The sequence below is a fragment of the Aeromonas bivalvium genome, from assembly GCF_000819765.1.
Classification (GTDB): Bacteria; Pseudomonadota; Gammaproteobacteria; order Enterobacterales; family Aeromonadaceae; genus Aeromonas; species Aeromonas bivalvium.
In genome coordinates, this window is sequence record NZ_CDBT01000013.1 from 26,167 (window position 1) to 38,881 (window position 12,715).

The following is a 12,715-nucleotide window of genomic DNA, read 5'->3' on the forward strand; positions in this document are numbered from 1 at the left end:
CCTCCCTGTGCAACTCAAATAATTTATCGAAAAATATTGGCACCAAACTACAGCTAGGAGATAATGCTAGGTGATAAACAAATAACTTTTTAGGCGTGATATCCATGAACGATTTTATCAAAACACTGCTGAACATTCGTAGTCTCCGGGCTGCTCTGCGTGAACTGCCATTCGAACAACTGGTCGAGATTAAGAACAAATTTGATGAGGTGTTTGCAGAGCGTGAGGCTGCTGAGCTCCGATATCAGGAAGAAAACGCTGAACGTCTGCGTAAGCTGGCGGAGTTCAGCGAGATGCTGAAAAACGCAGGGATTGACCCCAGCGAACTGGTTGGTAGTGCAGCTCCGTCGAAAGCTGACGGAATGGAAAAGTCCAAGCGAGCGCCGCGTCCCGCAAAGTACAAGTATCACGAAGATGGCCAGGAAAAAACCTGGACTGGTCAGGGCCGTATGCCGAAAGCCATCGCTGAGGGCGTTGCTAGCGGAAAGTCCTTAGAGGATTATTTGATCTAATCCACAATTATCGTGGTATTGAAAGCAGCCGTAAGGCTGCTTTTTTTATTCATTCGACTATAATAAATTTTGTTTAGAGTGGCATGAAACATTTTTGTTAATGCTATTCGTCCATTACTCTACATGTATAGCGAGTGTTCGATGAAAATAATGACCACAAAAGAGGTTGAGGTTATAGCTGATATTCAGTGTGACGTATGCCATAAAAGCACAACCCCACATATGAACCCAAATTTGTATAATCCTCAGTTTGGAGCCCTGACTGCAAAATGGGGTTATGGTTCGAAACATGATGGTACGGCATATGAGGTACATCTATGTGAGGAATGCTTTTTTACTGTGCTGAGTCAGATAAAAAATATGCGTAAAAATGATCATGCGGGTTATGTTGATGATCAATCATTTGGGAGAATTTTATCTCATAGTCGTGAGCTTATATGACATCATTGGCTCGACCAGATCTAGAAAAGGTATGCCAGTCATAGGATGAGAGCATGCCTTTTTATATAAATTTAATCAGCCTATGTCATAGTTTTAATTTTATGGATGAAAATTAAATTCACTATGTAAATCTAGTTAATTTCATATTTTAAATTTTAACTTTCGCCAATGCCATTGATAACTTTAGTCGTTAAATTAATATTTTAGCTCAAGAAGTTGTTGATATTATATTTGGTGTTTGCAATACTATAATTAGAGTGAGTATTAAATATTGCCAAACAATTTAACTCATTTCTGAATGTGACTTCGTATAAATTTATTGTATATTTTTTGAAAAAACTCTAAACCAGCTATGTTTTAATGTCTATTAAATAGGTTGGTTTGAAAAACAAAACGCATAACACTACTAATAATTATTATAAAGGTGCACGCAATGAACATAAAACCATGCTCAGGTAGACCCAAAAAATCAGCTGATGAAAAACGCAGTTTAATGCTCCGAATCTCATTTAATGCAGCTGAGCAACGTGTTTTAACTAAGCATAGTAAAACCTATGGTATTCCCAAAAAGTCTAGCCTGATTCGGTTTTTGGCTCTCAGGGAACCAGACAGTAATATCTCACCAGATTTTTCATATGATGAGCGCATGAGATTGCTAGAGGATCTATACAAAGTATCCTTGACTTTAAATGAAGTAATTTTATTCATTCAACAGATTGAAGCTGGCAATGATATCTCTAGCTATATTACTGAAAGTAGTGAAGACTCGCGTTTGATGTTTTATTTATCATCTATCAATTCTAGGCTAGCAAGCTTTGAAAAAGCCCTCATTGGAGGGATTTTGAAATGAATTTTGAAAAGCATCGGAATAGCCAGAATTTCCAGTACAGACTGTCTTATATTTATCGTTCGATACAAATTGGTAAGAAGCGAAAGTCAATGCCATCAAAAGTTATTCATCTCGGTGGTGGTGTAATTAATAGACCAAGCGTTATGTTGAATGAAATCGGTGAGGTCTCTGATTATGACATCGGGCCACTACTTACAGAGTTGAATATGCATGCATCATTGTATGCAGGCACAGGAAACCAACTATGTGCACATTATTCACTATCATTAAGCCCCAATGAATCATTAACGCCATTTCAATGTCTAGTTGCAGCTAGGCTGCTAATGATTGAGCTGGGATATGGTAGCGATACTAGATGGACATCTGTTATACACCGCGATACAAGCTCTCTACATGTACATGTTGTAGCATGTAGAGTCAAACTTGACAGAACTTTGGTTGATGATAGTAATGACTACGCTCGTGGAGTTGACGCTGCTCGGAAAATAGAAATTAAATTGGGATTGTCGAACTGTAAAAGCCCTGAAAAAAATTTCGGTCATGAGTATAGCATAGTCAATATTAAAAATGGCCGTGGTAGAGGGAGCTTTCATGCTATGCATGATCCCGCCTGTATAATTAGGGATGCAATGGACGAGGTTTTTAAAAACCAGCCGAACAACATGACTGAATTTGTCATTGGGTTGCGTGAGCATAATGTAATGGTCAGGGTGAGGAGAGCAGATAATCACAAGCCAAAAGGTATTTGTTATAGTATAGACGGTAAGAAATGGATATCAGGGTCTAAGGTTAAGAGATTGCGGGCTACTTGGTTTCAGCTGCTCGACCAGGGCATTGAATATTCACCTCGGCGAGATGACTTAAATTTGCAATTAGGTGAATCAAATCAATTAAGCGAGCTTAAGGTTATACTATTTACTGCATGGATTCGTTGTACTAAAAATCAATATGCCAAGATGAAAAGATCAGTGCAGTCATTTGTGGATAAAAAAACATATGGCACATCGTCATTCTCTTTCCGGCTTCTAAGATTGGATTTTGTTTTGCTATCAATCGAAGAGCCGTCAGATAGTTTTATATCAAATGCACGAGCACTGTTGAAAGAGGTTTTGGCTACAGTTTTTAGGAAAGGGCTGGATAGCGTTCATGCAGGATCAAACGCACTGATTCCTGATGGATATGTCCAAGATATTAACTCAGGAAAAGATACTATTGATAAGCCAAACATGTTTTTCTTAGACAGAGACAAACTTAAGAATGAAATTTTGAAGAACAATGAATGGATTACTGATTGGTATGGACATTCCATATTACATGAGCAAACCGAAGAAAAAAATATAAAATAACTATAATAATGAGAGGTGTGACATGGCTAATATGAGGTTGAATGCAAATCTGAGAACCGTATCATTTAGCAAAACCGTGAGTGTACTGGAAGAGCTGGAGCTCAGTTCAGGTAAATGTGTTCGTAGGTATAGGGCTGTAAACGTTCACCTAGGTACAGTTGATGTAAATTCTGATTTTTCTCTTATAAAAGAGTTAACCGAGGCTGACGCAATAAATGCAAAGCTTTGGGTCCAGGAGCAGCAACGACTGGTCCAGTATGCTTATATGGAAAATATGAGGCGTGGGTTCCTTGGTGGTTCTCCTGTGATTAAGCGTAGTAAAGGCGACGATGAGCAGTATAGTGATTGCTATGGTTTTATACCGGGTCGGAAAGTCGGTGAGTTTATTGGTGTGATTATTGATGCTATTCCTATGGTTGAGGAATGTAGCGTAGAGAAGGATGAGTATGAAAGAGAGTATGAGAAAGTGGAGCGTTTTCGTAAGAAAGGATGTCTATCTGAGATACTTGATCTGCTATTATATGCCCTGAAAAGAAGCAATGAAAAAGTACCTTTCTCAGAAAAAGAGAAATGTGACCTATATTGTGCTGAGAGAGTTCTTTTTTACTTTTGCACTGAAGGCATGGATATGAAACAGAGTAAGTTAGAAAGTGCCTCTCGAAATAAAGCTAAAGATAAATATAAAAATTTGACACGAGCTAAAAAAATTTCCGTGTACGAAAAAAGGAAGTATAGATATGACACCGGTTTGACCGGTGTCATTTTTGGCTTCGATTCTCTAATGAAGCAAGTCGTCATATAAGAGCTTTAGAGATCTCACGCTTAATTATATCCATTGCAGGTTGACATGCTAGACGACTAAATATTTTGTATGTTGACAAATGAGGGAGGCGTACAAGCAAGGAAACTTGATCCCCCCTTTCGTAACGCTGAATTTGGTATCTGACTCTCCCCCAGCCAATTTGTTCATTGATGTTTTCAACCATCTTGAACCCCTGCTTGGTTAAATGGCTATCCAGTTCATCAAATACAATTTTCGAAATCGCGATATAGAGTTTACAGTGGACCTGTTTTATACGCTCATCCCATATTTGACGTGCATGTTCAAGCCACTCAGCCTTTCCTTTTAATGAATGCCAATTTCGTGAGCGGGCAGGAATATAGTTTGTCATTAGAGAGCCATCCATGAGCTGTTTGTATGATACACCCAGTTCATCGCCAATCATTGTATATAAGGCTCTCATCTGCTGTTGTAGCGGTGCTTCACCCTCCTCGCAGCCCTTCCAAGGTTCACTGTAGTATGCACATTCAGACTCCACAGAAATTGCATTGGTATCACATGGTCCACCACCTGGATTTATACCAAAGAATGCGACAGGATACTGAGGGGATAGCATGTTCTCATACCTACAGAAAAGCAGGTCCCACCCCATATCATTCTTTAAGTTATCATATTTGTTTTGGATGAACGCAAACAGACTCTCTTTACACAAGAAATTGATATCCGTACTCATACATTGTCCATTACATCGTCAAAGCGGAAGTTAGATTGTCATTCTGAATTAAATAAAAGTCAACAAGATAGCATTTTTACCATTTATGTTTTAAAGGGAACTTTCATTACTCGTACTTGTCGATTTTAGAAGCCTTTTTATTTTTCAGGGGGTGATTATTGACAGTTGAGAAATCATTACAAATATCACTTCTTCCCCCAAGAACCAGAGGATTTTATGCAGAGTGACATGATTTACTATCTCTGGAGTTTAGTCACAGCTCTGGACTCATCATTTTGACTTCGCTAAAAAGTTATTAATGGCCATAATGCCCAGTTCCATTTTTATTCTTGCAGAGACATTTGCTGAATGAATATGAATTTTGGGAGGAAGGAAGTGATTTGTCATTACCTCATTTTCTATCCAGAGAATAACGTCGTATCCGGTTCCTCTATCATCATCACCGAGGTCATGGTCAAGACTAATTTCAGTCACCATCTCTGTTTTTAGCCATGCAATCGCCTCGTCCGGCCAAAAGACACGAACCCACCCTACCGGAGTTTTTCTTTCATCGTCCAGATACAATTTCATACCATTTTTTCCAGGTTCAGTTCCAATACGTGAGCAATCCCGCGACTGGCCCCATCAACAATCAGCTCACCGGGAAACGGTAGTCTGGATGACAAACCAAGATCGGGATCGATGTAGTAGACACATGCGCCAGGGTTGATGTTTTGTAACAGAGAGCTCGCAGGCTCAACAAGCAAACTGGTGCCGACAACTACTACGGTATCAGCCTCGCAGAGCCAGCGACGAGCTTGTTGATACTCATAAATCTTTTCACCAAACAGCACGATATCTGGACGCAATTGTGAGCCTGTGGATGGGCAGCGATCACCGATCGCAACATCCTCATGCCAAGGCAGCCGATATTTTTTGCTACGAAAACCTATGGGGACCAAAAACTGGATTGAACCATGCAGATGAAGGACTTCACGGCTACCTGCTCTCTCATGTAAGTCATCAATATTTTGGGTGATGACCCTAACAGTACATTTTTGTTGTAGCAGGGCTATCAGATAATGCGCCTGTGAGGGGGCGGCTTCTAACATGGTTTGACGCCGTTTGTTGTGAAAGGCCAAGAAGCCAGCCAGATCCGTACTCATGCTACTAGCGTGGGAATAGCGCCAGTTCTCATGATTACGCCAAATGCCTTCACTTCTAAACGTGGGCACACCGCTTTCCGCTGATAAGCCCGCCCCGGTAAAGAAGAGGATTGTGGGATGGTAGTGTTGGCCTGTTACCGAGGCTTGTGCTCTTTTTTCTCTGTGACGGCGCTGATGTCTTCGTGCTCGGGAAGAGATTGGTTGCATACGACCACCTTTTGTTAAGGTGTGACCGGCCCACCCGATTGATTTGTTACTTAACCAGGGGGTTGGGATCACACCTCATGACTATGTTCCTACTTACCTCGTTGAGGTAAGAATGAGGGGGGGCGGCAGTTACCAGTTGAGATCAAACAAGCTGCGACTAATGGATGTTATTGCACTAGCAGACCTGGCACTTTGTTTACTGATGGGCTCGCTATGCATGAAAAACCAGTAGCGGTACTCCTGAACAAAATGGTCACTTGCCTGCAAAACCGGTTCCCGGTAATCGCGTCTTATGCGCTCCGTTATGACCCGCTGTTCATCCAAATGCTGATCTTTGAGGCCAAAGCCATGTTGTCGGACACACCAGTCGAAAACACACAAAGCGGTTAACTGGTTGTATCGCCTAAACGGTCGGATTGAACTAATCAGATAAAACAGTTCAGCCCCTCTGGCAAAGATACAGGGATAGGCCTCCTCCCTGATTTGGTTTCGCTGCACGCGCATGATGGTCCAGTCCAGGATTTGAACCATACCCTGGGTGGTCATGGAGGGGGGGTGATCAATGGCACGACTGACGAAACGATGGATTTGCAGGACTTTTCTTGTGGAAATCATGGTTGTGAATCGCCCCTACTTTCCTAGACACCTCAAGAGCCTCAAACTGAGGTCATTCAGGAGGTGTTATGAGCAAGCAGCAACGTTACACGGAAGAATTCAAACTGGCCGCCGTCAAGCAGGTGACTGAGCGCCATTACCCAGTGGCAGAGGTCGCTGAGCGACTTGGTGTTTCCAGCCACAGTCTTTACGCCTGGATCAAACGCTATAGCCAGCCCGAAGTGCAGCAACAGCATGACTCCAGCCAGCAAGCCGAGATTCGGCGCCTCAAGGCTGAACTGCGCCGCGTCACCGATGAGCGAGATATCTTAAAAAAGGCCGCCGCGTACTTTGCCAAGCTGTCAGGGTAAGGTACGCCTTCATCCGGGCACACGCGCCCACACATCCCATCCGCCGACTGTGTAGGATGATGAATGTCCACCCGAGCGGTTATTACGCCTGGCAGCACCAGCCTTTATCTGCCCGCGCACTTGAAGACCAACGCCTCCTGGGTCAGATCAAGCAATGTTGGCTAGAAAGCGGCGGCGTCTATGGTTATCGCAAGATCCGGGACGACCTGCGAGAGATGGGCGAGACTTGTGGGAAACACCGGGTGGCGCGATTAATGCGTCATGACGGTTTACGTTCACAAACCGGTTATCGTCGCCGTCCCGGTCATTATGGTGGCCGGCCAACGGTGGTTGCACCGAATCATCTTGAACGCCAGTTCGATGTGACTGAGCCAAATAAGGTCTGGGTAACGGACATCACTTATATTCGAACCCATGAAGGTTGGCTCTATCTGGCCGCAGTATTGGATTTGTTTTCACGACAAGTCATTGGTTGGTCAATGGGGCCACGTATCGACCGAGAGCTGGCTATCAGCGCGTTACTGATGGCGGTGTGGCGACGGCGACCGGAGCAGGAAGTGCTGGTTCATTCCGACCAAGGGAGCCAGTTTAGCAGCTATGACTGGCAGGATTTTTTGCGGGATCATCGGCTTAAGGCCAGCATGAGCAGACGTGGCAATTGTCATGATAACGCGGTGGCGGAGAGTTTCTTCCAGCTCCTAAAACGCGAGCGGATCCGACGTAAAACCTATGCGGATCGCGAGGAAGCCCGGCAGGATGTGTTCGATTACATTGAAATGTTTTACAACCCCAAGCGTCGGCACAGTTTCAACAATGGGCTATCGCCAGTAGAGTGTGAAAAGCAATATTTCGATCGGCTCAAAAGTGTCTAGAGAAGCCGGGGCGATTCACTATCACACGGTAACGTCTACTCCTTCTACGTCTGTTACTAATCGATTTTTTGCTCATGTAGTTTCATAGAAACCTCAGTTTACGCACGTAAAAAAGCCACGATTATTTTCCAAGACACCTAAGCATTTTTTTTCATAATCGCATCATTTTTTGCGAGAGTCTCATGCCATTTTTTTTACTTTTTATGGTGGGATTATTCTGTGGAAACCTATTGTTTTTTTCACGAGAAAAGACTTTTTCTGTGAGTGTTTTTTTTGATTTTCATCGTTTGAAATTCCTCATTTTGACAATAAAAAAAGACCAAAAAACCAATTGAAATTTCAGAATAAAATATTTTCGATATTTTTTGTTGTTTGCTATTGCCATTTATATGAAAGCAACCTAAATTAACGGCAACAAGGTGCATGCTATACATTCATATCTACAAATGATGAATGGGTGTACTTTAACCTTAAAAATCATATTTGGTAATAAGCTCCTCGCTATTGGCGGAGCTTCAACTACCAATAGATAAATACAAGTGCCGAAATATGCCATGTTAACATGTAAGGTAGTATTGTAATGAGAAAAGTAAACGATGATGTTTGTGCGATTGATCTCGAGGTGAATAATAAAGCTCTCGGCCTTTTGAGCGATAGCTTTAACCTGAATGAAACTACCCGTTCCCATGATGGGCATGTGGTGCTAAAAAACTTTAATTATATTCATGAACCCCATGATTTCCCTGCATTTGTAATTTTAAATAATGACATTGCTGAACTCGTTGCACGTGCATTAGATAATGCATCTATTAAGGTATATCATGATGTTCTTGCTGATGCATTTTACAATGATGAGAATGATAGGGCTGTTACTTATGACCAAGTGCTTTCTGATTGGGCTCAAAGCAATATGCCAAGTTACTATAGACCAGGTAGTGACTACCAATCTGCTGAGGAGTTCCTTGCAGATATGGGGACTGACTATGTGAATGACTCTATTATTCTAGCAAATTATAAAATGGCTATAGATGTGCTGTTAAGAGCAGAAGCAAAGCTATGATTGATGTGAGTTTAGTTTCAATGCTGAACAATTAAAGGTTGGTCTTGCTTGTTTCAACGTATTACTGGTGATTCTGAAATTTAAATAGCTGTATGTACGTGCTTAAAACACCCATGCCAAAAACGTAAACTTCAAATTCGATGGAAATAGCATTCTCAACGTATGTGGGGCTGTAAATACCGCAGCTTGTTTACAGTCCCCTTGTGTCTATTACCACATAGCCTGAAGTCAATGCTCCCTCTCTCCCTCTCTCCTTCGGGTATATTTTGCATCTAATCATTTTCGAGTTAATGGTTAGATATCGTGTTGCCGTGGCATAGCTGAAATGAGTGGATATAGAGCTGGATCCTGAATACTGGCAAGCATAGCCCCTCAGAACCGCTTAAAAACTCTTTATACTGGTGCTGCGAGGCGTTGCTATGCGGATCGTTGTACAGAAGCTTGCTTCTGAGCAATAGACCTCCATTGAACTCGATAATTAGCACGAAGCGGAAATCGGCAAGTATCTTGTCCGTGCTCCCTAGACTTTTAATCGCTGAAGATCTCTTAGATACCATTGGTGAAACTTGCTAAGGTCACTCTCCAGTTCCTTAAAGGTGTTGTTATAGATCGCATCACTAGTAACAGCGCAAGCAGACAAGCCCGCCTCATAGACGAAGCGAGTGGCTATCGGTGGCTTCTTCGGGGTGCTGTCCCAGTGATTTCTCAGCCACAGTGTGAGCCCTTCATCAAGAGGGGCAACCAGATTAAGCTGTTGTTTTGTGCGAGTAATTCCGACATAAAACAACCGACGTTCTTCCTCGATGTTCTCGTTGGTCGAAGGGGGGCTCATCGATGTGCGCTCGCTATGAAGATCATCGATTTTGCCGCCAGGAAATTCTTGCTCATTCAAGCCTATCAGTATCACTTTATCCCACTCTAGTCCCTTGGAACCATGCAGTGTGGAAAGGATGAAGGGTTCGCTGTCAGTCGCAGCCTCTTCCGGGTTTAGGATAAGTTTTAAAAACGTCCGGGAATCGATCTTACTAGAGTCAAGTAGTTCCACGATCCTCACGACTCCTCGTTGCCGATCGTTTGAGCCAGTGCGTGTTACGCCGTCTGAGCCAACACTATCAATAAAACCCTCCATGCCAAGACGGCGTAACACATCAATAGCTGGCGTCTCCTCTCCGTCCTTTTGGCATATAGTGGCTAGTCTTCCTAGCCGGTCTTTTTGGTATTGTGCGCCGTCGAATATCTGACCAAGAACAGTCCATAGATCGGCATGTGGAGCCATCAATCCACTGAGCGCGGCTTTTAATTGCCCTGTCTGCCAGTTAAAACCAGCTTCCTTCAGAAAGCCGTAGATAATCGCCTTTTTGTTGGGGTGGTTTTCAAGTAGCCGCAGATCGCCGTACACAGACAGCAATACGCCGACTACCAGTATTCCAATTTCAGTACGGGTATGTAATGCGCTTGAACCATTGAGGTAGCGATAGGGTAGCCCACACAGGCGTAATGCAATTTCCGCCTCGGCAAGGTTCGCCTTAGTGCGGGACAATATGGCTTGTGTTCCGCTGCTCACCGAAAGATTTGATAGCACCTTGGATAAGCAGTTATCAAAGTGCAATCTGACCTCTGTTTTCGGGGTGCTAGGATGACTGACACAAAGCTTGGTCAGTTTAGTGGAATTACGCCGAATTACCGAGTTTGCCATCAAGGAAAGCTCATGGCCAAACCTGAACGTGCATGAAAGTTGAAATACCTTCGTATTCTGGTAATGCAGTTCAAACAGGCCACCGATAAAATCTGGTCGAGCACCTCGCCACTCGTAAATACACTGGTTAACATCACCCACAGCCATAACTGACGTATCCTGCTTGGATAGCAAGCGGGTCATTTCATGCTGTATCCAGTTAACATCCTGATATTCATCAACAATGATGTGTTTGAAGTGGGCGCCAAGGCTGCTGTCTTTACGCAACAGTGCAACAGCCTCAACCAAACAGTCATCAAAGGTTCGCAGACAGTTTTCCTCCAACAGCTCACAATAGCGGCTATAAGCGCGAATAAATTCCCGTTTGATGCTGTTGAATGTTGGATCATTAGCTGCATCAACAGGAGTTACTGCCGCAGCGCGCCAACGAGAGATAAACAACTCGAAGGTTTCAATTTCATTGGGGTCGATGTAACTCGCCTCATAGTCAAAACCATAGCGATAGGCTTGCTTAACCAGTTGCTCATATTGGTAGTCGGTGGGCGTGATGAGGTTTTTCTTCTTGATTAGCTGTCGGCGCTCCCCGTAACCAACAATCGTTAAGGCCAAACTGTGGAACGTGCGGATTTCTGGTATCACTCCCGACTTTAGTGCTGTGTTCAATTTCTCAGTGAAGTTCTCCTGGGCAGATTTGTTGTACATCAAAATCAGGATGGAACGAGGGTCCGTCCCCGTTTTTACTAACCTTTCAATGCGCTTGACGAGAGTAGTTGTTTTTCCACTGCCCGGTACGGCCTTTACCAACGCATGTCCGGTATCATGGCCAACAATGCTTTTTTGCTCCCAAGTCAGTCTTTTTGTCATGCCTTAACCTTGTAACTGGCGCACTGACGGGCCTCTGTGTAAGGAACTATTTTTGCCTTACTTCGACATTGCAGATAGCCATCCTCCCAGCGGTTTGCTTGCTCGCACATAATGCAGTTAGAAAATAGCGAATGAGGATCGGCTTGACGGAGAAAAGTTCTTAAGTTATCGGCCAACTCGGCACCTCCTAACGATTTCGGCCAGGTGTTGACGTCAGAGTTGATTGTTAGATCCACTTCAGCGAGCCGCATCGTTTGTTCGTTGAGTCGGCCGGAATCGCTTAAGCTCCAAACAGACATAACCACGTTACCTGCGGAGCAGACGCCAGTGCACGTATCAACGGTTTGCGAGGGAGGGGCCCAGTTGAACACTCTCAGAGAAGTATCCTTGATTGAATATGACCCGGTAAGCAACATCTGAATATCGGCGGCAGAGTGAACCTTAAACTCAAGAATCGGGATGCCGGTTTCGATCTTCTCTTGAGAGCAGGGGTGTGTAACAAAAATCTCGACATAACAACGCCTTTCGCCAGCAGCATCACACAACATTATGTCTGGGCGCAGTCCTGTAACCTTATCGTACTTTTCCAACTCCGCCTGATCGAAGAATTGAGTCAAGTTGTAGCGCGCAGGTACGAATTTTAGGCAGTGAAGTGTTTCGTCCCTAACTAATGCCAAACGAGAACCATTACAGGAAACCCGGCGCTCTAGCTCAAGGCTAATAGGCACTTCGTGGCTGAGAGCTTGTTGGTAGCGATAGAAGAATGCTTCTTTGGCGCACTTGTGCAGGTAGGTTTCAACGGCGCAACATTCTTCAGAATGACGGAAGTGCTTAGCATAGTTTTCGCCTAATACTGGCGTGAGGTTTTTTTTACAGCCTGGACAGGTGTAGATACTCGAGCGCAGAGCATCGCTAATGTGCGTGAGTGCGCCTTGGCTGTCTAAGGCGAAGGCGTACTGTATTGAGCTGGATTGACTTGTCATGACTGCAAAGGGTCCCAGAAAATCGCCGCTAAGAACAGGTCTGTGAAACTCATCCTATTTTGAGTCCCTTTATCAGTGATTTGTCAATTTGAGCCTATAACGGGTATTTCTACCGCCTCCACCAGGTTCTTTTTCTAGGCAGTTTTTTTCCAGTAGATCAGTAAGGTGGCGCGTGGCTGTAGATTTGCTCACCTGAGCAATTTTTTGATACTGGCTGGCACTAATGTACGGAAGGCTGTCCTTGGATTTGACCCCATAGG

General features: G+C 43.7%; 12 protein-coding genes and 1 pseudogene. 7 read left to right on the top strand and 6 right to left on the bottom strand.

The genetic code is table 11. The features are described 5' to 3' along the window. Positions 1–104 precede the first annotated feature (104 nt). The 5 genes from BN1119_RS04975 to BN1119_RS04985 all read left to right on the top strand — a co-directional run bounded on the left by BN1119_RS04975 (position 105) and on the right by BN1119_RS04985 (position 3,951). Entirely contained in the window at positions 105–512 is a 408-nt protein-coding gene (locus tag BN1119_RS04975) for an H-NS family histone-like protein (RefSeq protein WP_041994854.1), read from the top strand. A gap of 141 nt (positions 513–653) precedes the next feature. Then, positions 654–953, top strand: a complete 300-nt coding sequence (locus BN1119_RS20405) for a hypothetical protein (RefSeq protein ID WP_157438627.1) — start codon at positions 654–656, stop codon at positions 951–953. Positions 954–1,386: 433 nt separating this feature from the next. Then, entirely contained in the window at positions 1,387–1,803 is a 417-nt protein-coding gene (locus BN1119_RS20410) for a hypothetical protein (protein ID WP_157438628.1), read from the top strand. Continuing rightward, on the top strand, positions 1,800–3,149 hold the full coding sequence (locus BN1119_RS19805; RefSeq protein ID WP_084205294.1) for a relaxase/mobilization nuclease domain-containing protein: 1,350 nt from the start codon (positions 1,800–1,802) through the stop codon (positions 3,147–3,149). Before BN1119_RS20410 ends, BN1119_RS19805 begins: the two co-directional genes overlap by 4 nt. 22 nt (positions 3,150–3,171) lie before the next feature. After that, the gene (locus tag BN1119_RS04985) at positions 3,172–3,951 is read left to right on the top strand and encodes a hypothetical protein (protein WP_041994859.1); all 780 of its coding nucleotides are present in this window, start codon (positions 3,172–3,174) and stop codon (positions 3,949–3,951) included. Here BN1119_RS04985 and BN1119_RS19810 read toward each other — a convergent pair. The 3 genes from BN1119_RS19810 to BN1119_RS19815 all read right to left on the bottom strand — a co-directional run bounded on the left by BN1119_RS19810 (position 3,944) and on the right by BN1119_RS19815 (position 6,015). After that, positions 3,944–4,663 (bottom strand): hypothetical protein, encoded by a 720-nt coding sequence (locus BN1119_RS19810; protein ID WP_084205295.1) that lies wholly within the window; start codon positions 4,661–4,663, stop codon positions 3,944–3,946. The genes BN1119_RS04985 and BN1119_RS19810 overlap by 8 nt on opposite strands. A 270-nt stretch (positions 4,664–4,933) precedes the next feature. Continuing rightward, on the bottom strand, positions 4,934–5,233 hold the full coding sequence (locus BN1119_RS04990; RefSeq protein ID WP_041994862.1) for a cyclic-phosphate processing receiver domain-containing protein: 300 nt from the start codon (positions 5,231–5,233) through the stop codon (positions 4,934–4,936). Further along, the gene (locus tag BN1119_RS19815; protein ID WP_084205296.1) at positions 5,230–6,015 is read right to left on the bottom strand and encodes an SIR2 family NAD-dependent protein deacylase; all 786 of its coding nucleotides are present in this window, start codon (positions 6,013–6,015) and stop codon (positions 5,230–5,232) included. The genes BN1119_RS04990 and BN1119_RS19815 overlap by 4 nt, the downstream gene beginning before the upstream one ends. Positions 6,016–6,698: 683 nt before the next feature. On the opposite strand from BN1119_RS19815, the gene BN1119_RS05005 reads away from it, so the two are divergent. Together BN1119_RS05005 and BN1119_RS20415 are read left to right on the top strand one after the other, a co-directional pair. Beyond that, positions 6,699–7,852, top strand: a protein-coding gene (locus BN1119_RS05005) for an IS3 family transposase (RefSeq protein ID WP_157438629.1) whose coding sequence is annotated in 2 segments (ribosomal slippage) — positions 6,699–6,936 and positions 6,936–7,852 — 1,155 coding nt in all. Because the reading frame shifts where the segments join, the coding sequence is not laid out codon by codon here. 580 nt (positions 7,853–8,432) lie between these two features. Then, positions 8,433–8,912, top strand: coding sequence for a hypothetical protein (locus BN1119_RS20415; protein ID WP_157438630.1), 480 nt, complete (start codon positions 8,433–8,435; stop codon positions 8,910–8,912). A 520-nt stretch (positions 8,913–9,432) separates the two neighbouring features. Here the strand turns inward: BN1119_RS20415 and BN1119_RS21000 are convergent. From BN1119_RS21000 to BN1119_RS20765, 3 genes and pseudogenes are all read right to left on the bottom strand, one after another. Further along, on the bottom strand, positions 9,433–11,472 hold the full coding sequence (locus BN1119_RS21000) for an ATP-dependent helicase (RefSeq protein ID WP_041994876.1): 2,040 nt from the start codon (positions 11,470–11,472) through the stop codon (positions 9,433–9,435). After that, the gene (locus BN1119_RS05020) at positions 11,469–12,455 is read right to left on the bottom strand and encodes a competence protein CoiA family protein (RefSeq protein WP_041994878.1); all 987 of its coding nucleotides are present in this window, start codon (positions 12,453–12,455) and stop codon (positions 11,469–11,471) included. The genes BN1119_RS21000 and BN1119_RS05020 overlap by 4 nt, the downstream gene beginning before the upstream one ends. Before the next feature lie 72 nt (positions 12,456–12,527). Further along, a pseudogene (locus tag BN1119_RS20765) lies at positions 12,528–12,715 on the bottom strand (hypothetical protein); the annotation flags it as partial.

What these genes read in the sequence shown, in the direction of transcription:
- BN1119_RS04975 (WP_041994854.1), top strand. Translation starts at nt 105, where the DNA reads ATGAACGATTTTATCAAAACACTGCTGAACATTCGTAGTCTCCGGGCT.
- BN1119_RS20405 (WP_157438627.1), top strand. Translation starts at nt 654, where the DNA reads ATGAAAATAATGACCACAAAAGAGGTTGAGGTTATAGCTGATATTCAG.
- BN1119_RS20410 (WP_157438628.1), top strand. Translation starts at nt 1,387, where the DNA reads ATGAACATAAAACCATGCTCAGGTAGACCCAAAAAATCAGCTGATGAA.
- BN1119_RS19805 (WP_084205294.1), top strand. Translation starts at nt 1,800, where the DNA reads ATGAATTTTGAAAAGCATCGGAATAGCCAGAATTTCCAGTACAGACTG.
- BN1119_RS04985 (WP_041994859.1), top strand. Translation starts at nt 3,172, where the DNA reads ATGGCTAATATGAGGTTGAATGCAAATCTGAGAACCGTATCATTTAGC.
- BN1119_RS19810 (WP_084205295.1), bottom strand. Translation starts at nt 4,663, where the DNA reads ATGAGTACGGATATCAATTTCTTGTGTAAAGAGAGTCTGTTTGCGTTC.
- BN1119_RS04990 (WP_041994862.1), bottom strand. Translation starts at nt 5,233, where the DNA reads ATGAAATTGTATCTGGACGATGAAAGAAAAACTCCGGTAGGGTGGGTT.
- BN1119_RS19815 (WP_084205296.1), bottom strand. Translation starts at nt 6,015, where the DNA reads ATGCAACCAATCTCTTCCCGAGCACGAAGACATCAGCGCCGTCACAGA.
- BN1119_RS20415 (WP_157438630.1), top strand. Translation starts at nt 8,433, where the DNA reads ATGAGAAAAGTAAACGATGATGTTTGTGCGATTGATCTCGAGGTGAAT.
- BN1119_RS21000 (WP_041994876.1), bottom strand. Translation starts at nt 11,472, where the DNA reads ATGACAAAAAGACTGACTTGGGAGCAAAAAAGCATTGTTGGCCATGAT.
- BN1119_RS05020 (WP_041994878.1), bottom strand. Translation starts at nt 12,455, where the DNA reads ATGACAAGTCAATCCAGCTCAATACAGTACGCCTTCGCCTTAGACAGC.